18 protein-coding genes are annotated in these 19234 nt (G+C 55.4%); 10 read left to right on the top strand and 8 right to left on the bottom strand.

Annotated elements, in window-relative coordinates; translation table 11 throughout:
* Positions 1 to 63: 63 nt before the first annotated feature.
* Genes WEB64_RS02340 through lnt form a run of 4 tightly spaced genes read left to right on the top strand, consistent with a single transcriptional unit; the run spans position 64 to position 3875 of the window.
* Positions 64 to 1047, top strand: a complete 984-nt coding sequence (locus WEB64_RS02340; RefSeq protein WP_368061982.1) for a PhoH family protein — start codon at positions 64 to 66, stop codon at positions 1045 to 1047.
* The gene (gene ybeY / locus WEB64_RS02335) at positions 1044 to 1517 is read left to right on the top strand and encodes an rRNA maturation RNase YbeY (protein WP_368061983.1); all 474 of its coding nucleotides are present in this window, start codon (positions 1044 to 1046) and stop codon (positions 1515 to 1517) included. The genes WEB64_RS02340 and ybeY overlap by 4 nt, the downstream gene beginning before the upstream one ends.
* On the top strand, positions 1514 to 2359 hold the full coding sequence (locus tag WEB64_RS02330; protein WP_368061984.1) for an HlyC/CorC family transporter: 846 nt from the start codon (positions 1514 to 1516) through the stop codon (positions 2357 to 2359). Before ybeY ends, WEB64_RS02330 begins: the two co-directional genes overlap by 4 nt.
* Positions 2349 to 3875: an apolipoprotein N-acyltransferase gene (gene lnt / locus WEB64_RS02325; protein WP_368061985.1), complete on the top strand. Its 1527-nt coding sequence runs from the start codon at positions 2349 to 2351 to the stop codon at positions 3873 to 3875. The genes WEB64_RS02330 and lnt overlap by 11 nt, the downstream gene beginning before the upstream one ends.
* 5 nt (positions 3876 to 3880) lie before the next feature.
* On the opposite strand, the gene WEB64_RS02320 is transcribed toward lnt, so the two are convergent.
* Positions 3881 to 4462, bottom strand: a complete 582-nt coding sequence (locus tag WEB64_RS02320; RefSeq protein ID WP_368061986.1) for a zinc ribbon-containing protein — start codon at positions 4460 to 4462, stop codon at positions 3881 to 3883.
* A gap of 194 nt (positions 4463 to 4656) precedes the next feature.
* Between WEB64_RS02320 and leuS the strand changes: the two genes are divergently transcribed.
* From leuS to WEB64_RS02300, 4 genes are all read left to right on the top strand, one after another.
* Positions 4657 to 7242 carry a leucine--tRNA ligase gene (gene leuS, locus WEB64_RS02315; protein WP_368062263.1) on the top strand — a complete coding sequence of 862 codons (2586 nt, stop codon included), beginning with the start codon at positions 4657 to 4659 and terminating at the stop codon, positions 7240 to 7242.
* A 1-nt stretch (position 7243) separates the two neighbouring features.
* Positions 7244 to 7822: an LPS assembly lipoprotein LptE gene (gene lptE / locus WEB64_RS02310; RefSeq protein WP_368061987.1), complete on the top strand. Its 579-nt coding sequence runs from the start codon at positions 7244 to 7246 to the stop codon at positions 7820 to 7822.
* Positions 7819 to 8817, top strand: a complete 999-nt coding sequence (gene holA / locus WEB64_RS02305) for a DNA polymerase III subunit delta (RefSeq protein ID WP_368061988.1) — start codon at positions 7819 to 7821, stop codon at positions 8815 to 8817. Before lptE ends, holA begins: the two co-directional genes overlap by 4 nt.
* Before the next feature lie 144 nt (positions 8818 to 8961).
* On the top strand, positions 8962 to 9225 hold the full coding sequence (locus WEB64_RS02300; RefSeq protein WP_368061989.1) for a hypothetical protein: 264 nt from the start codon (positions 8962 to 8964) through the stop codon (positions 9223 to 9225).
* A 138-nt stretch (positions 9226 to 9363) separates the two neighbouring features.
* Here WEB64_RS02300 and WEB64_RS02295 read toward each other — a convergent pair whose 3' ends face one another.
* The 6 genes from WEB64_RS02295 to bioB form a co-directional block, all read right to left on the bottom strand.
* Positions 9364 to 11154, bottom strand: coding sequence for an acyl-CoA dehydrogenase C-terminal domain-containing protein (locus WEB64_RS02295; RefSeq protein WP_368061990.1), 1791 nt, complete (start codon positions 11152 to 11154; stop codon positions 9364 to 9366).
* Positions 11155 to 11331: 177 nt separating this feature from the next.
* Positions 11332 to 13131, bottom strand: coding sequence for an acyl-CoA dehydrogenase C-terminal domain-containing protein (locus tag WEB64_RS02290; RefSeq protein ID WP_368061991.1), 1800 nt, complete (start codon positions 13129 to 13131; stop codon positions 11332 to 11334).
* Between the two features lie 280 nt (positions 13132 to 13411).
* The gene (locus WEB64_RS02285) at positions 13412 to 13657 is read right to left on the bottom strand and encodes a flagellar biosynthesis protein FlgE (protein WP_368061992.1); all 246 of its coding nucleotides are present in this window, start codon (positions 13655 to 13657) and stop codon (positions 13412 to 13414) included.
* A 51-nt stretch (positions 13658 to 13708) separates the two neighbouring features.
* Positions 13709 to 14401, bottom strand: coding sequence for a dethiobiotin synthase (gene bioD / locus WEB64_RS02280; protein ID WP_368061993.1), 693 nt, complete (start codon positions 14399 to 14401; stop codon positions 13709 to 13711).
* An 18-nt stretch (positions 14402 to 14419) separates the two neighbouring features.
* On the bottom strand, positions 14420 to 15619 hold the full coding sequence (gene bioF / locus WEB64_RS02275) for an 8-amino-7-oxononanoate synthase (RefSeq protein WP_368061994.1): 1200 nt from the start codon (positions 15617 to 15619) through the stop codon (positions 14420 to 14422).
* Positions 15620 to 15629: 10 nt separating this feature from the next.
* A complete protein-coding gene (gene bioB, locus WEB64_RS02270; protein WP_368061995.1) occupies positions 15630 to 16688 on the bottom strand; it encodes a biotin synthase BioB in 1059 nt (352 codons plus the stop codon).
* 59 nt (positions 16689 to 16747) lie between these two features.
* On the opposite strand from bioB, the gene WEB64_RS02265 reads away from it, so the two are divergent.
* A complete protein-coding gene (locus tag WEB64_RS02265) occupies positions 16748 to 17488 on the top strand; it encodes a ComF family protein (protein ID WP_368061996.1) in 741 nt (246 codons plus the stop codon).
* A gap of 12 nt (positions 17489 to 17500) precedes the next feature.
* Here WEB64_RS02265 and WEB64_RS02260 read toward each other — a convergent pair whose 3' ends face one another.
* Positions 17501 to 18613 (bottom strand): NAD(P)/FAD-dependent oxidoreductase, encoded by a 1113-nt coding sequence (locus WEB64_RS02260; RefSeq protein ID WP_368061997.1) that lies wholly within the window; start codon positions 18611 to 18613, stop codon positions 17501 to 17503.
* Positions 18614 to 18809: 196 nt separating this feature from the next.
* On the opposite strand from WEB64_RS02260, the gene WEB64_RS02255 reads away from it, so the two are divergent.
* A complete protein-coding gene (locus WEB64_RS02255) occupies positions 18810 to 19232 on the top strand; it encodes a hypothetical protein (protein ID WP_368061998.1) in 423 nt (140 codons plus the stop codon).
* Positions 19233 to 19234: the final 2 nt, after the last annotated feature.

Raw genomic sequence — 19234 nt, 5'->3', positions numbered from 1 at the left:
CCAGGCACCGTTGGTCCAGGCGCGAAACAAGGCCACCGCCCAATCTCAACGAATGAGGAAAATTTGAAAACCACAGAAGCCAAAATATTCGATTTATACCCAGCCGACCAGCGCCGGCTGACCACCCTGTGTGGCCAGTTTGACGAGCATCTGAAGCACATCGAACGGCGCATGGATGTGCGTATCGGGCGCCGAGGGCACCATTTCAAGGTCGAGGGTGAAGCCGAACACGCCACGGCGGCGGCCGAAGTTATCCGACATATGTTCCGCGAGACCGAAGCCGCCGACGATATTTCCCCGGATACTGTTCACCTGTTCATACGGGAAGCTGGCTATGAGCGCCTGCCAGAAGAAATCCCTTACGATGGCAGCCAGATCGTCATCAAGACCCCGAAATTGCAGGCCCGGCCCCGGGGCGCCAATCAGCAAAGGTATGTGCACAGCATCCGCAGTCATGATATCAACTTCGGGATTGGTCCAGCCGGTACCGGCAAGACCTGGCTTGCCGTAGCCTGTGCCGTCGAAGCTCTGAAAGATGAACAGGTCAAACGTATTCTGCTGGTTCGTCCAGCCGTGGAAGCGGGTGAAAAACTCGGCTTCCTGCCCGGTGACCTGGCCCAGAAGGTGGACCCCTACCTGCGCCCGCTTTACGACGCCCTCTACGAGATGCTGGGGTTTGATCATGTCACCCGACTGATCGAAAAAAGCATCATCGAAATCGCCCCCCTCGCCTTTATGCGGGGTCGGACCCTGAATAACGCGTTCATTATTCTGGATGAGAGCCAGAACACCACCCGGGAGCAGATGAAAATGTTTCTGACCCGTATTGGCTTCGGCTCAACGGCGGTGATCACCGGCGACACTACCCAGGTGGACTTGCCCAAAGGCCAGAATTCCGGGCTCATTCATGCCGCAGGGGTCTTGAACAATGTCGCCGGTATCGGGTTTACCCGATTTGAAGCCAAGGACGTGGTTCGCCATCCCCTGGTGCAGCGCATTGTCGAAGCCTATGATGCTTTTGACGAGGGCAGTAGCAAGTCACAATGACAGCCCTGACCGTTGATATACAAAGGATTCTGGAAACACCCGAGGTGCCAGATGATGACGCACTGACTCGATGGGCGAACGTCGCCTGGCAGCAAGCCCACCCGTCAGAAGTGACACTGCGCATTGTTGGGCGCGAGGAGAGCGCCGAGCTCAACAGTCAGTACCGTCACAAATCGGGGCCAACCAATGTACTTTCCTTCCCATTTGAGGCGCCAGCCGGTATAACAGTTCCGTTAGCCGGTGACCTTGTTATATGCGCGCCGGTAGTGGCCGACGAAGCCCGCGAGCAGAGCAAGGCACTTGTCGCCCACTGGGCACATATGATCATTCATGGCATGCTGCACCTTCAGGGTTATGACCACCTGAGCGATACAGACGCCGAGATAATGGAATCCCTGGAGACCCAGCTATTGGACGGGTTGGGTTTCGGGAACCCATACGAATCAGAGGAAACGGAACAGGACTCATGAGCGACGATCAGTCGAGTCGCAGTCAAGGCAGCAAGTCTTGGCTGGAACGCATTTCCCAGGCTTTTTCCAACGAGCCTGAAACTGTTGAAGACGTGCTGGAAATTCTCCGGGACGCAGAAACACAGAACATCATTGACGCCGACGCCATGAGCATCATCGAGGGTGCCATGCAGGTCATTGACATGCGAGTCGATGAGATCATGATCCCCCGCTCCCAGATGGTGACCGTCAAGGCCGCCCAGGAGCCCAAAACCTTTTTGTCAGACATCATGGAGTCGGCCCACAGCCGCTTTCCGGTGATCGGCGATAATCAGGACGACGTCATCGGCGTGCTGCTCGCAAAAGACCTCCTCCCTCTGGCTCTGGACAATGATCTTAGCTGGATTAAAATCCGCGAAATTCTGCGCCCGCCGACCTTTGTGCCTGAAAGCAAACGATTGAACCAGTTGCTCAAGGAGTTCAAGGAAACCCGTAATCATATGGCGATTGTTGTCGATGAATACGGTGGCACAGCAGGCTTGATCACCATCGAAGACGTGCTGGAGCAAATCGTCGGCGAGATTGAGGACGAGCACGATTTCGACGAGGAAACCCATATCAAGGCCCGCGGCGATGGCAGTTTTGCGGTCAAGGCGATTACCCCGATTGACGATTTCAACGAGTTTTTCAAGACTGAGCTCGATGAAGAAGAGTTCGACACTATCGGCGGTATCGTATTGAAAGAGTTCGGACACTTGCCCAGACGGGGCGAATCCGTCGAATTCGCAGGGCTGCTGTTCACCATTGCCAATGCTGATAACCGGGTTATTCGCTTGCTCCAGGTAACGCGTAGTGACGGATAGGCTTTACCCGAGGTCGCTGTCCTGGTTCCATTGGCTGGCCCTGCTCGTAGCAGGTGGCCTGCAAACCCTGACCTTCTCTCCGTTTAACTGGTGGTGGTTGGGACCGTTATCGATCGTCATGGTTGTCTGCATCTGCCTGTCGCTTTCGCCCCGGATGCTCTTTCGGGCTGGGTGGGTGTTCGGGCTGGGACTGTTCGGCTCAGGAGTGTCCTGGGTTTATGTCAGTATCAGCGAACACGGCAATACCCCTATACCGGTTGCCATTTTGCTGACGCTTGTTTTCGTCAGTGGCCTGGCTCTGTGCCATGGCGTGGCATTCTGGGCCTGGGGCAAACTTGCGAAAACCAGTCAGTCCCGCCGGTTACTACTGTTTCCGGCGGTCTGGATTCTTGGCGATTGGGTCAGAAGCTGGCTGTTAACCGGTTTTCCGTGGCTCTATCTTGGAACCGCTCAGGTCGACGGCCCTCTCGCCAGCTTCGCACCAGTCACCGGGGTCCACGGCCTGACCTTCTGGGTTGTGTTCTCAGGCGTTGCGATCATCTTCTGCTACCGGTTTGCCCGCGCCACGCGCAATGGCGCTGCCGTCCTGATTGCCATTGCTGCTGCCTTGCCATGGATGAGCGGTCCGCTGATGACCAACCTCCAATGGACCACCCTGGCTGACAAGCCGAAGACCGTTGCGGCCATGCAGGGCAATATACCGCAGCAGATTAAATGGGACCCGGACTTCCTGAAGGAACAGATTTACACCTACCTCACCCTCACCCAGGACGACTGGACCCAGGACCTGATCCTTTGGCCCGAAACCGCTATCCCCATCCCCCAGGACCAGGCTGGCAAGGTGATTGAGCACATTCAGGCCGAGTTGGGGCCAGGCAGCACACTTATCACCGGTATCCCCTGGTACGGGTTCAGCGAATCCATTGAGGATTTCACCTTCCGCAACAGCATCATGGCCATCGGGAATGGTGAGGGCATCTACCACAAACAGAAACTGGTACCATTCGGAGAATACGTGCCCTTGCAGCAATGGTTGCGGGGATTAATCGGCTTCTTTGACCTGCCGATGTCGAGCTTCTCCCCGGGACCGCATAACCAGGCGCCGCTCAAAGCAGGTGACCTCAGGGTCATGCCTTTTATCTGCTACGAGGTGGCCTACCCGGACTTTGTCGCCTCTTACGCGCGCAACACTGACTTGTTAATCACCATCAGCAACGATGGCTGGTTTGGCCACTCGGTAGGCCCGCTTCAACATATGCAGATTGCCCGTATGCGAGCACTTGAAACCGGGCGTTATATGCTGCGCGGCACCAACAATGGCGTTACGGCGGTTATTGGTCCCAGAGGGCAGATCACCGACACCATCGACCAGTTTACTCGCGACACCTTACGCAGCGAGGTCTACGCTGCCTCTGGCGACACCCCTTATATGCAGTCAGGCTCCTGGCCGGTACTCACCCTCGCCATCATACTGATTGTATTCGTCAGGGAGAGAGTAATCCCCAAGCTGCCCTGACAGGTTCATCCCTGTCCCCGGTCTGGCGGAAGCCTTTCCTCATCTTCACTGTGGGGCCATCGGCTCGTCACCCGCTCGAAATAATGGGAATTACAGGCTTCACAGGGCTCGATATGACTGGTCGCGGTGAGGCACCGCATATGACCACATGAAAGACATCTCAACACGCCAGCGGTCGCGACTTCGCCACTGATGTAATGTCCGACATCGTGATTATGAATTTTCTGGTCGAGTTCCAGCGTATCCAGCTGGCTTTTATCGGCAATCGAGAACAGCAAGTCCGACAACTGACGTTCGATCAGCGACAGATCCAACCGCAACCACTCGCCCACTCCTTCGCCGGTTTCATCGACAAATTTCATCAGGTGTTCCAGGTCACGACGAAGGTACGTCGCCAGCAAATCCACCTCTTCCCGTGTCATCTCCTCGAGTTCGTTCTCGAACTCAACAGCATTTGCAATTTCTTCCCGGAGGCTCTCCCGGGTTCGGTTCTCCATTTCGCCAAGCCGGGTCTCAACCCTGGCAAGCATCCGGTTATAAACTTTAAGTGCCTGACCTGAAAACTCGGGTCGCTCGGAATCCGTCATGGCGTCACCTCTTCGTGTTGTCTCTTGTTTAGTCTGGCACAAGTCGTGTTACCTTGCAGACTACCTGTAATGACCCCGTTACGTTAGAATATCCAACCTCTTGAACACTCGATTAATGACAGTTCTTTGTCACGTTTTCACTGTCAGTTTTCACGAACAGCTTCCAACTACAGGCAATCTCAGCAATGGCAGGAATGGATCAGCAATACAGCCCCCGCGACATTGAGCAGGACGCACGCAGATTCTGGGACGACAACAAAACCTTTTGTGTAAAAGAACAGCCGGGCAAAGAAAAATACTATTGCCTGTCGATGTTTCCATATCCCAGCGGCAAGCTGCATATGGGTCACGTGCGCAACTACACCATCGGTGACGTGGTCTCCCGCTACCAGCGCATGCAGGGTAAGAACGTCATGCAGCCCATGGGCTGGGACGCGTTCGGACTGCCTGCAGAGAACGCCGCCATCAGCAACAGGACAGCGCCTGCCAAATGGACCTATGCCAATATTGATTACATGAAAACCCAGCTCAAACAGCTGGGTTTTGGCTATGACTGGGATCGTGAATTGGCGACCTGCAAGCCGGATTACTACCGCTGGGAACAGTGGTTCTTTACCCAGTTGTACGAGAAAGGCCTGGTATACAAGAAGATGGCCACGGTCAACTGGGACCCGGTGGACCAGACCGTATTGGCCAATGAGCAGGTGGTGGATGGTCGTGGCTGGCGCTCCGGTGCACTGGTCGAGAAAAAGAAGATTCCCCAGTGGTTCATTCGCATTACCGATTATGCGGAAGAATTGTTGGCAGACCTGGACCAACTGGATGACTGGCCGGAACAGGTCAAAACCATGCAGCGCAACTGGATTGGCAAATCTGTTGGTACCGAGCTGACATTCAGGTTCGAGGGCCGTGAGGATGACATCACGGTCTACACCACCCGGCCCGACACCCTGATGGGCGTGAGCTATATGGCACTCGCCGCAGAACACCCGCTCGCTATTGCAGCAGCTCAACGTAGTCAAGAAGTTGCCGAATTTATTGAGCAGTGTCGCAACAGCAAAACCGCCGAAGCCGATATGGCTACGATGGAAAAGAAAGGCGTGGATACGGGTATGAAAGTTATCCACCCGCTCACCCAGGAGTTGATTCCCGTCTGGGTCGCCAATTTCGTGTTGATGGATTACGGCACCGGTGCCCTGATGGCCGTGCCAGCCCATGATGAACGAGACCACGAGTTCGCTCTCAAATACCACTTGCCAATCAAGCAGGTCATCGCTCCCACGGACAACCGTGAGATTGACACCCACGAAGAGGCTTTTACCGAAAAGGGCACCCTGGTTTCTTGCGGCAAGTACAACGGTTTGAGCAGCGAAGAAGCCTTCGAGGCGATTGCCGACTTTCTGGAAAAAGAAGGCATAGGCAGGCGTACGGTCAACTATCGGCTGCGCGACTGGGGAGTCTCCCGACAGCGCTACTGGGGCGCACCCATTCCCATGATGACGCTGGAAGACGGCACCGAACGGCCGGTGCCTGCCGACCAACTACCCGTCCTGCTGCCGGAAGACGTCGAGATGGATGGCGTAAAATCCCCCATCAAGGCCGACCCCGAGTGGGCGAAAACCAGTTTCGAGGGCCAGCCAGCCACACTTGAAACCGACACCTTCGATACATTTATGGAGTCTTCCTGGTACTACGCCCGCTTTTGCAGCCCCAATTACGACAAAGGCATGCTGAACCCGGAGGCAGCAAACTACTGGCTACCGGTTGATCAGTACATCGGCGGCATTGAGCACGCCATTCTGCACTTACTCTACGCACGCTTCTTCCATAAGTTGCTGCGGGATGTCGGGCTGGTGACCAGTTCGGAGCCGTTCAAACGCTTGTTGTGTCAGGGTATGGTACTGGCTGAAACCTACTACCGGGAAGACGGAAACGGCGGCAAAGCGTGGATACCGCCAGCCGATGTCACCCTGGAAAAGGACGACAAGGGGCAGGTGATTCGAGCCACCCTCAAGGCCGATGGACTGCCGGTGGAAATCGGCGGAACCACCAAGATGTCCAAATCGAAGAACAACGGCATCGACCCACAAGCCATCATCGACCAGTACGGTGCCGATACCGTACGATTGTTCATGATGTTTGCATCTCCGCCGGAGCAGTCACTTGAGTGGTCGGACAGTGGCGTCGAAGGCGCACACAGGTTCCTCAAGCGACTCTGGCGCATCGTGCATGAACACCTCGTAAATGGCTCTGCGTCAGCCCTGGATGTTGGCAGCCTCAGTAGTGCCGAGAAAGATCTTCGGCGTAAGACTCATGAAACCATCGCCAAGGTTTCAGACGATGTCAGCCGTCGCATTACGTTTAACACCGCCATTGCGGCTGTGATGGAACTCCTCAACGAGATTAACCGGCTCCCGGCTGATGCCCCCCAAAGCGGCGCGGTAATTCAGGAAGCTCTGGAAACGGCCGTACTGACACTATCCCCGATTACGCCGCACATCTGCCACTCACTCTGGCATGCCCTGGGACACGAGAACGCGGTTATAGATGCAAAATGGCCCGTGGCAGACGAGCAAGCCATGGTGAAAACCAGCATCCAGGTGGTGTTGCAGGTGAACGGCAAAGTGCGCTCCAAAGCTGATGTGCCAGCCGACATTGATAAAACCGGCCTGGAAACTCTTGCTCTGGAAGACGAAAACGTCATCCGTTTCGTGGAAGGAAAAACAGTCCGGAAGGTGATCGTGGTCCCCGGCAAACTCGTCAATGTGGTAGCTAACTGATATGACGCTCTCCCGGCACGCAAGGTTCCATCCCAAGACGACCGGCAGTGCGTTGGTAGCACTGGCTCTTACCGGGTGCGGGTTCCAGCTCCGGGGAGCGCCGCCAGTTTCCGATGCGCTGCAGCCACTTGCCGTGGTATGCGCAAACAATATCCCGGAAGACCTTTGCAATGCCGTGAAAGATCAGCTTGAGCTCGGGGACATACGGTTGGTGGCAAGCGAAGAGGCAGCCTATCTGTTACGGCTAAATGACTTCAACCAGCAACGCCGGGCAAGCGCGATAACTCTGGAAGCTGCGGCCGCTGAATATGATCTGCGGCAAACGGTGATAATGGAGGTTATCACCTCTGACCAGATTCCCCTGGTAGCGGAAGTTGACATCCGTAGTAGCGAAACCTACCGCTACGATGAAACCAACGTACTCGCCAAACAACGAGAAGAGCGGGAATTGCAGGAAACCCTCTACCAACGGTTGGCTCAGCAGATCATATTCCGGCTGGTACCGCTTACCGAAGATCGTATAGAAATATTGCGGGAAGCTGCAGAAACCGAAAGCAGCGAGGAAGAGTCCCCGCAATGAAAGCCACCCCGGCTCAGTTGAACCAGTTGCTCAGCAAAAAACTGGCGCCGGTTTACCTGGTATCGGGAGACGAGCCCCTGCTGGTGCAGGAAGCTTGTGATGAGATAAGAAAGACAGCTCGCACCGCAGGGTACGAAGACCGTGTCACGTTCCATGCTGACAAACAGCTCGACTGGCGTTCCGTGGCGGAAGAGTGTGGCGCGCTTTCGCTATTTGCCGAAAAGCGACGCATTGAAATCCATCTCCCCACGGGCAAGCTCGGCGACGGCCGTGATGTCATTGAGCAGTTCCTGGCTTCACCAGCGGATGATATCGTGTTGCTACTCATCAGCGTGAAACTCGATCCGGCTGAACTCCGTCGAAAATGGTACAAAACGCTCCAGAATGAAGGTGTGCATGTAACGGTATGGCCTATCGACCCGGACAAATTTCCAGGCTGGTTACAACAAAGAGCGAAAGCCCAGGGCCTGACTCTGACCCGGGGAGCACTGGATATGCTAGTGCATCGGCTTGAGGGTAATCTGCTCGCCGCGAGCCAGGAGATGGACCGGCTTGCCCTGTTCAGCAAAACCAAAACCATTGATGAAGAGGTTGTCGAACAGGCGGTGCAAAACAGCGCCCGCTTTAACCTCTTTGAATTAGTGACTGAATTGTTGATGGGTGACGTGGCTAACGCCCAGAAAATCATCGGTGCGCTTGAGCAGGAAGGTGATAATCCTCTGGGTCTGCTGGCCGTTTTGAGCCGGGACATTCATCTTGTGATTGAGCTCCAGCAAGCCTTGGCCAACAGGGAAACGCCCGGGGGCTTTCTCAAATCCCGTGGCATCCGGCAGCCCCAGCGCATGAAGGCGATGGAGCGGGCAGCCAGGAGGCTATCACCGGAACAACTTCGTAGCGCCGTCCTTTTTTGCAGTGATATTGATCGGGCTTCGAAAGGGTTCAGTGATCTGGGTCCCTGGCATTATCTCCGCTCAATGGCAACCGCCCTCGTCTGACGTTAACTCCGATTGCCCGCGTGTCCTGCCCTCCCCTTGACAGAGTCTGAGTTTCAGTCGCATTGTAAATACAGGTGGCGTTATTGCCCCTAACAACCAAGGGTGGTGGGGTTTTCCAGTTGCGTCAAAAAGGAGGCGTTTAACATGGGTATCAAAGACGATCTGAACAAATTATCCGAGACCATCCGCCAGCACCGGGATGAAATTCGGGTTCAGCTCCATCTGGCCAAAGAGGATATCAAGGATGAGTGGGACGACCTGGATGCTTATTGGGAGCGCTTTCGGCATAAGCTGGACGATGTCTTCCATAACGCTGAAGATACGTCGAAAGAAGCTCGCACCAAGGCTCGTGAGATGGGGGAGGAACTCAAACAGAGCTATGAGCGCCTGAGAAAGCGGATTAAGTAGGTGACCAAAAGAATCGCGACTGAAGTCGCTCTACAGGAATGCCGAAGCACCGAGTTCCATTGTAGAGCGGTTTCAACCGCGAGTCCCAGTTCTATTGTAGGAGCGGTTTCAACCGCGAAAGCATTCTGGCTCGAAGCTTCAAAACTCCTCTGCGGTCAGCGCCATCATTGAGTCACTACCACTGCGAAGCCCTTCCGCCAGCGCAACCGTTTTGGGCAACAAACGATCATAATAGAACTGCGCGGACTTGAGTTTGCCAGTGTAGAAGCCGGACGTATCCCCTTGTGCTCTAGACAACGCAGCCTTCACAATTTTTGCCCACATATAACCCAGCGCCGTCAGGCCAAACAGGTCAAGGTAATCAACTGATGCGGCACCAACCGCGTCGGGGTCCCTTTCGGCCTGGTTAATAACATGCTCGGTTACATCCGACAGCCGTTCCAGCGAGGCCGCAAGCGTCTCAAGGTAGGGTCGTAGCGCAGCGTTACTGCTATTTTCTTCAATAAAGGCACCAACATCTTCAGCGAACAGCTCGTAGAGGCGTCCCTTGCTGCCCACGACCTTCCGACCCATCAGGTCAAGCGCCTGAATACCGTTGGTGCCCTCGTAAATCTGGGTTATGCGAACGTCTCGGACCAGTTGCTCCTGACCCCACTCACGCACATAACCGTGTCCACCGAACACCTGTTGCCCCATAACACAGGCATCCAGCCCACGATCGGTCAGAAACGCCTTGGCAACCGGTGTGAGCAGCGCCACCATGCCTTCGGCATGTTCACGGCGGGCATCGTCATCGGCGTATTTGGCCACATCCAGCCATTGTGCAACGTAGGTAGAGAATGCCCGACCGCCTTCAACATAACCCTTCATGGTCAGCAGCATCCGGCGCACATCGGGATGCACGATGATGGGGTCTGCAGCTTTTTCCGGTTGCTGAGCACCGGTCGGCGCGCGACTTTGAATCCGGTCAAGGGCATATTCCCGCGCACTCTGAAGCGACGCTTCTGCGGCGCCAATACCCTGAATACCCACGCCCAGGCGTTCATAGTTCATCATGGTGAACATCGCCGCCAGTCCTTTGTTGGGCTCACCGACCAGCCAGCCTTTGGCGTTGTCAAAATTCATTACACAGGTCGCGGAGGCCTTGATGCCCATCTTCTTCTCAAGCGAACCACAGCTGAGTGTGTTGCGCTCGCCCAACGACCCGTCATCGTTCACCAGGAATTTAGGCACCAGGAACAGCGAAATACCTTTGGGTCCTTTGGGGGCATCAGGCAGCTTGGCCAATACCAGATGAATAATGTTCCCGGCCATATCGTGTTCGCCCCAGGTAATAAAGATCTTGGTACCTGTTACATCATAGGAGCCATCATCGTTAGGCTGGGCTTTGGTACGGATAATACCTAGATCGGTGCCTGCGTGAGGCTCGGTCAGATCCATGGCACCGGACCATACACCGGAATACATGTTCGGCAGATACTTCTCTTTTAATTCCTGGCTGCCATGAGCATCCACGGCCAGACAAGCGCCAGCGGTCAACATGGGAGCCAGACCAAATGCCATATTTGAAGCCTGAAGCATTTCCTCAAACTGCGCCACCAGAGTCTTCGGCATACCCATGCCACCGAACTCGGGATTACCGCCGAGGCCATTCCAGCCACCGTCTACGATGGTTTGATAGGCTTCACGAAACCCTTCAGGTGTAGTGACTTCACCGTTAACCCATTTGCAGCCTTGCTCATCGGCCTCGCGATTCAGGGGGGCCAGTACTGCGCTGGTAATCTTGCCCGCTTCTTCGAGAATGGCGTCCGCAGTTTCCGGGTCCACATGCTCCGCCAATCTCGGCAATGATGCCCAGAGGGCAGGTGCATCAAAAACTTCGTAAAGGGTGAAACGGATATCCCGCAAGGGTGCTTGATAGTCAGCCATTAATTAATTCTCCAGAAGTCTTCGGGGCGACATCGATAACGCCGGCCCGGTTTATTTTTCAGACCACCAGTCTACCTGAAAGCGAGCGCGCACTCATGATGTCGTCCCGGTCGTGTTATAAAAAAAGCCCGCCTCCTGCGAGCCCGGACTTTCTTGCGATCGTCAGTGCCATTCGCCTCAAAAGGCGAACGCGTCTTCCTGCATATCCATCAACGAGTCCGCACCTGCCAACATGCTCTCAGCGTGGGTGCGGGTGCGCGGCAACAGGCGCTTGAAATAGAAACGCGCGGTCTGGACCTTGGCGTTGTAGAAGTTCTCTTCAGTGGTACCGTCCGCCATCTTGCCCAGTGCAACCTGAGCCATCCGTGCCCAAAGGTACGCGAACACGGCGTAACCGGAATACATCAGATAGTCCACTGAGGCAGCGCCCACTTCGTCGCGGTTCTTCATGGAGGTCATACCCAGTTTCATGGTCAGATCTCCCCATTCCTTGTTGATCGCCTGCAGCGGCTCAATGAACTCTCTCATTTGTTCATTGTCGGCATTTTCCTTGCAGAACACATGGACCAGCTTGGTAAAGCGCTTCAAAGACTCGCCCTGGGTCATCAGAACCTTGCGACCCAGCAAATCCAAAGCCTGAATACCGGTTGTACCCTCGTAAATCATACCGATGCGGGCATCCCGAACGATTTGCTCCATGCCCCACTCAGCGATGAATCCGTGGCCACCGAATACCTGCATGCCGAGGTTGGAAGCCTCGTAACCGATCTCGGTCAGGAAGGCCTTGGCAATCGGCGTCAGGAAGCCCATCAGTTCGTCAGCTTCTTTGCGAGCTTCTTCGGACTTACCCTTATGGACGATATCGCCCTGCTGGGCAGTGTAGTAAATCAGAGCGCGGGCGCCTTCGGCTACCGCCTTCTGAGTCAGCAACATACGGCGAACATCAGGATGCACGATGATCGGATCAGCAGGCCCTTCGGGATTCTTTGGTCCGGTCAGGGAACGCATGGCCAGACGATCCTTGGCGTAGGCCAGAGAGCCCTGGAATGACAACTCAGCCGCACCCAAACCTTGAATGGCCGTACCCAGACGCGCCACGTTCATAAAGGTGAACATGCAGTTCAAACCGCGGTTTTCAGGCCCGATCAACCAGCCCTTGGCATCGTCGAAGTTCATTACACAGGTAGCGTTGCCGTGGATACCCATCTTGTGTTCAATGGAGCCACAGGTCACGGCGTTACGTTCACCCACTGAACCGTCCTCGTTCGGCAGGGATTTCGGTACGATAAACAGTGAAATACCTTTGGTGCCTTCCGGAGCACCCGGCAGGCGGGCAAGTACAATGTGGACAATGTTTTCCGCCATGTCGTGCTCACCAGCCGAGATAAAAATCTTGGTACCGGTAATGCTGTAGGAGCCATCAGCATTGGGCTCAGCTCTGGAACGCAGAGTGCCCAGGTCAGAACCACAATGAGCTTCGGTCAGACACATGGTGCCGGTCCATTCGCCGCTGATCATTTTACTCAGATAGGTTTCTTTCTGTTGCTCGGTCCCGTGCAGCTCGACTGTGTTGATCGCGCCATGACTCAGGCCCGGGTACATGCCCCAGGACCAGTTGGCGGTACCGATCATTTCCCTCATCACCAGGCCAACCGACTCAGGCAGGCCCTGGCCGCCACTTTCCGGTGCTGCTGTCATTGAGGGCCAGCCACCTTCGACATACTTCTTGTAGGCATCCCGAAAGCCCGTCGGAGTCTGGACGCCGTCTTCGCTCCAGGTGCAGCCTTCCTTATCCCCAACCTGGTTCAGTGGCGACAACACCTGCTCACAGAACTTGGCTCCCTCCTGGATAATCGCATCGACCATATCCGGAGTGGCGTCTTCCGCACCTTCCAGATTGGCGTAGTGCTGCTCGCTGTCCAGCAGTTCACTCATTACAAATTTGATGTCACGCAGGGGCGCTTTATAGTCGGGCATACATCCACCTCGGGTTTTCGGTTTTGCCTGCAGCTATCGCTGCAATGGCCTAGCCTTGGGTTTGACTCAAGCGTGACAATCCGCGACTGCCAGCGTTAATTAAACGGGTGTTTGAAACATACGTTTGTCACAGTGGCATTGTCAAGCAGAGGCGCAATAATTTGTGTTGTTTAACGCAACCAAACGTAATCAAAAACAATGACGGAAAGACACGGCTTTACGTACTAATTCGCGAGGGGAATAAGGGTAGAGCGGGATAGGTTCACACGTAAACTGGAGATCAGGCCTGGATATCGAGCAGGGTGCCCAAGGTTTCGTCCGCCGTTTTCACGATCTGGGCGGAGGCTTCGACACTGCGCTGATAGAGTTTCAAATCGATGATTGGCTCAATCAGGTCGCCTGCGCCAGTGGCCGAACCCTGAGGGCCGTCAACACCACCGCGAGCTATTTTTCGGGCTGCGTTATCCATGCCCTGAAGACCATCCTGAATGCCTTGAATACCAATACCCAGTGTATTGCTGATCATAAGCCGACCACGTAACAGCTAATGTAGGACTTCATTTAGCCACACCGTTGTTTAATTATCAATCAACAAAGTAATGTTAATCTGGCCCGTCAATGAGTCGGGGGCGGGTGAGGCTCGCCATGGCACCACACCCAGGCAGGGGGCGCCCAGGTGCTGTATAAGATACTCCAGTGTCTCGACTTCACTAGTCATTGCTTCCTGATCCGGACGGTTTGCTACCCAGCCTGCGAGTTTCAACCCATCAGCTCGAATAGCTTCCGCTGTCAGCAACGCGTGATTGATACACCCGAGTCGGAGAGCCACCACCAGAATGACAGGCACCTCCAACGCCCTGGGTACCGCAGCGTATGTTTCACGATCATTCAATGGCACTCGCCAGCCGCCAGCCCCTTCGATAATAAAGAGCTCTGCAGGCCGAAGCTGAAGTCCGCGACAAAGCCCCACCAGGCGCTGGGCACTAAGCTGTCGGCCTGCTTGCACCGCTGCAACATGGGGGGCAATGGCCGGTGCCATGGCAATCGGATTGACCTGATCATAGCTCAATGATTCTGACATGGCTTCCTGCAACATCAGGGCATCTTCATTACGCAGGCCTTCCGGTGTCTGCTCGCAACCGGAGGCTATGGGCTTCATGGCAAGGGTTCGAAGCCCCATGTTACCAGCTGCATGAAGAATGATCGCCGAGATTAAGGTTTTACCCACACCGGTGTCGGTGCCAGTGACAAAAAATGTTTTTTTAGCCAAGAGGTAGATCCTGAATAATCAATGGGGCGCCGCCGCCTCGACGATTGGGGCCTGGACGTTTGGTAACATCATGGCTGCGCAGGCCGAAAACCCTTCAATCAGGCGGTCCAGATCAGCGTCGGTGTGACTGGCACTCAAAGTCACCCTTAATCGCGAGGCGCCTTGGGGGACTGTGGGTGGCCGAATGGCTGTGACCAGCAGACCACATTTTTCCAGCTCGGCACTTAATCTCAGTGCCGCCTTTGCGTCTCCGACCATAACCGGCTGTATGGCCGTGATCGAGGGCAGTAAAGAATAGCCTAAAACGGTCATGGCAGACCGGAATCGTTTTATCAGGCGCTGTAAGTGGTATCGACGCTCATCATCCCGCTCCACCAAATCGATACTCGCCTGATTTGCGATCGCCAGGGCCGGGGGCATTGCTGTGGTATAAATGTAAGTGCGGGCTTTCTGGACCAGGTAGTCCATCAGCAGCTCCGGCCCCACAACGAAAGCGCCACTGGAGCCAAAAGCCTTGCCAAAGGTACCAATCACCAACGGTGCTTCTTCCTCAGTCAAGCCTGCAGCGAAAACCGAACCGCGGCCCTGGGGGCCCACGCAGCCAAAGCCATGGGCGTCATCCACCACCAGCAGAGCATTGTGGATGCGGCACAGCCCGGCCAGTTCTCGCAGCGGGGCTATATCGCCGTCCATACTGAACACACCGTCTGTCACTACCAGCTTGTGCCCCCCGGTCTCTGCGAGCTGTTGCGCCAGTGTGTCGGTGTCGCCGTGCGGGTAGGTTCTGATGGTCGCCCGGCTCAACTTACAGCCGTCGATAATCGAAGCGTGATTGAGTGAATCAGAGAAAATGGTATCACCCCTGCCCGCCATGGCTGAAATCACCCCCATATTCGCCATGTAACCGGTGGAGAAAAACAGCGCACCTGTCCTGCCCGTGAAAGCCGCTAGCCGTTCTTCCAGTCGGTGATGGGCCTGATGATGTCCGCAAATAAGATGGGATGCCGCACCGCCGAGGCCATTTGTCTCCAGACCTGATTTCGCTGCCTCAACCAGGGCCGGATGATTCGCCAGTCCAAGGTAATCGTTGCTGCAAAATGCCAGTACGGGTTCCCCGTCTGCGGTCATTCGGGGTTGCTGGGGCCCACTGACGACGCGCCTGGTGCGGTAAAGCCCGGCCGCTTTACGTTCCTCAATTTCCCGAGCGAACTCACGCATACCAGAAACCTCAGGCAGATTGGCGGGCGGCATCGTAGAACAGGTGCCGGGTACGCTCGGTCTCGACAGCCTGGGCGAGAGCGGCTTCGCGCTCTTCCTCCGAGTGTTCGGTTTCCCGCTGCTCCGGGCGAATGCCGAGGCGACGGAAAAGCTCACGGTCCTTGTCCGCACCCGGATTCGCAGTAGTCAGCAGCTTCTCACCGTAGAAAATCGAATTGGCTCCGGCGAGAAAACACAGGGACTGCATCTGCTCATTCATGTCTTCACGGCCTGCAGATAGCCGCACATGGGAGGCCGGCATTACGATGCGAGCCACTGCGATGGTGCGAATGAAGTCAAACGGGTCGAGGTCTTCCACGTTTTCCATTGGCGTGCCCGCAACTTTCACCAGCATGTTTACGGGCACGCTTTCAGGATGATGTGGCAGGTTGGCCAGTTGCATCAGCAGGCCTGCGCGGTCGTCCAGGTCTTCTCCCATGCCCATGATCCCGCCACAGCACACTTTCATGCCGACTTTGCGCACGTTCTCCAGGGTATCGAGACGATCCTGATAGGTCCGCGTGGTGATTATGTGGTTGTAGTACTTCTCGGAGGTATCCAGATTATGGTTGTAATAATCCAGCCCGGCATCGGCAAGTTCCCGGGCCTGATGCTCCTCCAGCATGCCAAGGGTCATACAGGTCTCCAGCCCCAGTGACTTGACCTGGCGTACCATATCCACCACATAAGGCATGTCTTTCTTTGACGGGCTACGCCACGCAGCACCCATGCAAAACCGGGAAGCTCCTTTTTCTCTCGCCGCTTTTGCTTCTGCGATCACCTTCTCGATCTCCAGAAGTTTTTCCTTTTCCAGGCCGGTATTGTAGTGACCGCTCTGAGGACAGTATTTGCAGTCTTCCGGACAGGCGCCGGTCTTGATGGACAAGAGCGTACTGACCTGGACTTCATTAGGATCAAAATAGTTCCGATGTACAGACTGGGCTTTGAATATCAGGTCGTTGAACGGCAACAGGAAAAGATTGCGAATTTCTTCTAGCGACCAATCATGACGGAGGGCGGTGGCAGTCATCGGGGTATCCTGTTAATTTTGACGGTTCGCGAAATACACTAGGTTCAAGGATTGAACAGATGATAAAGCGCCTGAAACTGCTGTCAACCCAATTCATCTCCAAGGTTAACAGGACGCTGTCACTCCCAGGCCAATGCATCGCCTGCTGCGCCAGTTTCCAGGGCCGGGGACTGTGCTCACGCTGCCTGGATGCTTTGCCCTATAACTGGCAGCGTTGCCGTCAATGTGCCCTTCCTCTGGCATTTGCACCGGCCAAACTGGTGCTGTGTGGCGAATGCCTCAAACACCCACCAGCGTTCGACCGCGTGATAACCCCGCTACGCTATCAATTTCCGGTGAATCGCCTGATTAGTCGCTACAAATACAGCCATCAGCGCGCCCTGGGGCGCCCCCTGATCAATGTTCTCGCCCATGAGGTCAGCGGTCACCTGATCAGGTCACCAACACTGCGCCCGGATATACTTGTTCCAAGCCCCATGCATCCGGCAAAACAACGTAAGCGTGGTTTCAACCAGGCCGAAGATATTGCCGAACATCTTAGCCTATCGATTGGGGTGCCCTGGTCGGTAACGCTGGTAAAAAGGCAGCGCGCTGGCCCGGCGCAATCCGGCCTGAACCGACAGCAGCGGTTGGCAAACCTGAGGGAGGCATTTGAGGTAACGGGCCGACCACCACCGAGGATCGCGATTATTGATGACGTGGTGACCACTGGTGCCACCGCGCGAGTGCTTGCAGAGTTGTTAAAAACAGCTGGGGCTCTGGAAGTGGAGGTCTGGGCATTGGCTCGTACGCCGGGTTAACCGGGTCAGGACTCACTTCAACCTGGCAGCTACGTAGTCGGCGATTGCCAGGCTTGCCGTAAGTCCAGGGGACTCAATGCCGAAGAGCTGGATCAGTCCCGGCACTCCATGAACTTCCTGATCCTGGATATCGAAATCACAGAACCCTCCATCAGGACCCTTCAGTTTTGGACGCACACCAGCATAGGCTGCCTGCAATCGGCTGGGGTCCAGATCGGGCCACCAGTTCTTGATCGCACCCGCAAACGTCTCTTTTCGCGTAGGATCAACGGTGTAATCCACATGATCAATCCATTCAACGTCGGGGCCGAACCGTGCCTGACCGGCCAGATCAAGGGTCAGGTGCACACCTAAACCCCCAGGCTCGGGTACTGGGTAAATCAGGGTATTGAAAGGGTGGCGCCCGGAATAGCTGAAATAATGTCCGCGAGCAAAATAAAGTGTCGGGCATTTCTCACGGGGATAACCCTGCCATGCGGACGCCAGCGGCACCGCCATCAGTCCTGCAGAATTCACAACTCGCTGAGCAGTGATTGCACAGGGATTGGCACCCCCGACTTGCACCAAGTGATTATTTCCGCTGCTCACAACGGATTCCACAGGAGCCCGACAAACCAGAGCCCCACCTCGGGATTCCAATCGGCCTAATAGCGAGAGCATAAGGCCATGACTGTCAACGATGCCCGTTCGAGGCGAATAAAGGGCTGCAGTCGCACGGACATCAGGTAAGGCTTTTACAATTCGCCGGTCATCCGCATAACCAAGGTCCACGCCGTTTTTCTCAGCCTGAGTAAGAACCCTCTCCAGTGCAGACTCCTGGTCCTGATGGCAGGCAATTATCCATTTACCCGTTTGGGCGCAACGAACCTTGTAACTCCGACAGTATTGGTAAAGCAGCTCGCGCCCCTGAACACACAACCTGGCTTTGAGCGACGACTCCGGGTAGTAGAGCCCGGCGTGAATCACCTCGCTGTTGCGCGATGAAATGCCCTCGCCAAACCGGTCGCCTGCTTCCAGCACGATGACTTCCTGCCCGGAGACCGCCAGTGCATGGGCCACCGCCAGACCGACCACCCCTGCCCCAATCACCACGACATCGGTGGCAAGCTGCTCCCGTTTCACCATTCGACCATCTCCCCTTGCCAGTAGGTCAGCGTCGCAAAACAAAATTGCTCCGCCGACTAAATCTTTAACACATTGCGCCGGGTACAGACTCCGAAAGCTATACAAAAAGCGTTATACTGACCGCCAGCTAAACACTTAAGCAATCGAATGACGCATATTCGCAGCAGGTCGATGAGCAGGGAGCCCGGAGCAAGCAATGTCGGATAAAAAGCAGTTTATTATCGTGATGCTGGTAGCCGCAATTTTTGTCGGCTGGTTAGGCTGGCGCGGCTTTGAGGTCATTACCCTCAATCAGCACCTTCGGTCGGACAGTGTCGTCGCAAGCTATCCTTACCAGCATCGAGTCCTGAGGGTAGACGGCGATACCGCTGTCATGAGCTCCTTGCGGTCCCATGACATGTCAACCCGTGACGCTCTTATCACCATTTTCCCCAGCATGCGATCCGTCAACGAGAACCATCGTGACTGGCAACGCGCAGAGCGGGAGTTCGCCCATGTACAAGCAAGAGCCGGCGATGTGGTTCTCAGTACGCCGGGGATCTCCAGGGTGCGCTGGGAGCTCGATGCAAACTGGTACCACCTCAGTGATATGCGTCAGAAAGCCCAGGCGCGGCGCTAACA

The sequence above is a fragment of the Marinobacter sp. genome (assembly GCF_040882185.1).
Taxonomy (GTDB): Bacteria; Pseudomonadota; Gammaproteobacteria; order Pseudomonadales; family Oleiphilaceae; genus Marinobacter.
Note: the sequence above shows the minus strand (reverse complement) of the source record. Positions and strands in the feature narration are given on the sequence as shown.

Excerpts from the sequence above, each read along its gene's own strand:
- WEB64_RS02330 (WP_368061984.1), top strand. The coding sequence starts at position 1,514 with ATGAGCGACGATCAGTCGAGTCGCAGTCAAGGCAGCAAGTCTTGGCTG.
- WEB64_RS02260 (WP_368061997.1), bottom strand. The coding sequence starts at position 18,613 with ATGGTGAAACGGGAGCAGCTTGCCACCGATGTCGTGGTGATTGGGGCA.
- bioF (WP_368061994.1), bottom strand. The coding sequence starts at position 15,619 with ATGCGTGAGTTCGCTCGGGAAATTGAGGAACGTAAAGCGGCCGGGCTT.
- WEB64_RS02265 (WP_368061996.1), top strand. The coding sequence starts at position 16,748 with ATGATAAAGCGCCTGAAACTGCTGTCAACCCAATTCATCTCCAAGGTT.
- bioB (WP_368061995.1), bottom strand. The coding sequence starts at position 16,688 with ATGACTGCCACCGCCCTCCGTCATGATTGGTCGCTAGAAGAAATTCGC.
- WEB64_RS02320 (WP_368061986.1), bottom strand. The coding sequence starts at position 4,462 with ATGACGGATTCCGAGCGACCCGAGTTTTCAGGTCAGGCACTTAAAGTT.
- WEB64_RS02295 (WP_368061990.1), bottom strand. The coding sequence starts at position 11,154 with ATGGCTGACTATCAAGCACCCTTGCGGGATATCCGTTTCACCCTTTAC.
- leuS (WP_368062263.1), top strand. The coding sequence starts at position 4,657 with ATGGATCAGCAATACAGCCCCCGCGACATTGAGCAGGACGCACGCAGA.
- WEB64_RS02285 (WP_368061992.1), bottom strand. The coding sequence starts at position 13,657 with ATGATCAGCAATACACTGGGTATTGGTATTCAAGGCATTCAGGATGGT.
- lptE (WP_368061987.1), top strand. The coding sequence starts at position 7,244 with ATGACGCTCTCCCGGCACGCAAGGTTCCATCCCAAGACGACCGGCAGT.
- WEB64_RS02300 (WP_368061989.1), top strand. The coding sequence starts at position 8,962 with ATGGGTATCAAAGACGATCTGAACAAATTATCCGAGACCATCCGCCAG.
- WEB64_RS02290 (WP_368061991.1), bottom strand. The coding sequence starts at position 13,131 with ATGCCCGACTATAAAGCGCCCCTGCGTGACATCAAATTTGTAATGAGT.
- holA (WP_368061988.1), top strand. The coding sequence starts at position 7,819 with ATGAAAGCCACCCCGGCTCAGTTGAACCAGTTGCTCAGCAAAAAACTG.
- WEB64_RS02255 (WP_368061998.1), top strand. The coding sequence starts at position 18,810 with ATGTCGGATAAAAAGCAGTTTATTATCGTGATGCTGGTAGCCGCAATT.
- ybeY (WP_368061983.1), top strand. The coding sequence starts at position 1,044 with ATGACAGCCCTGACCGTTGATATACAAAGGATTCTGGAAACACCCGAG.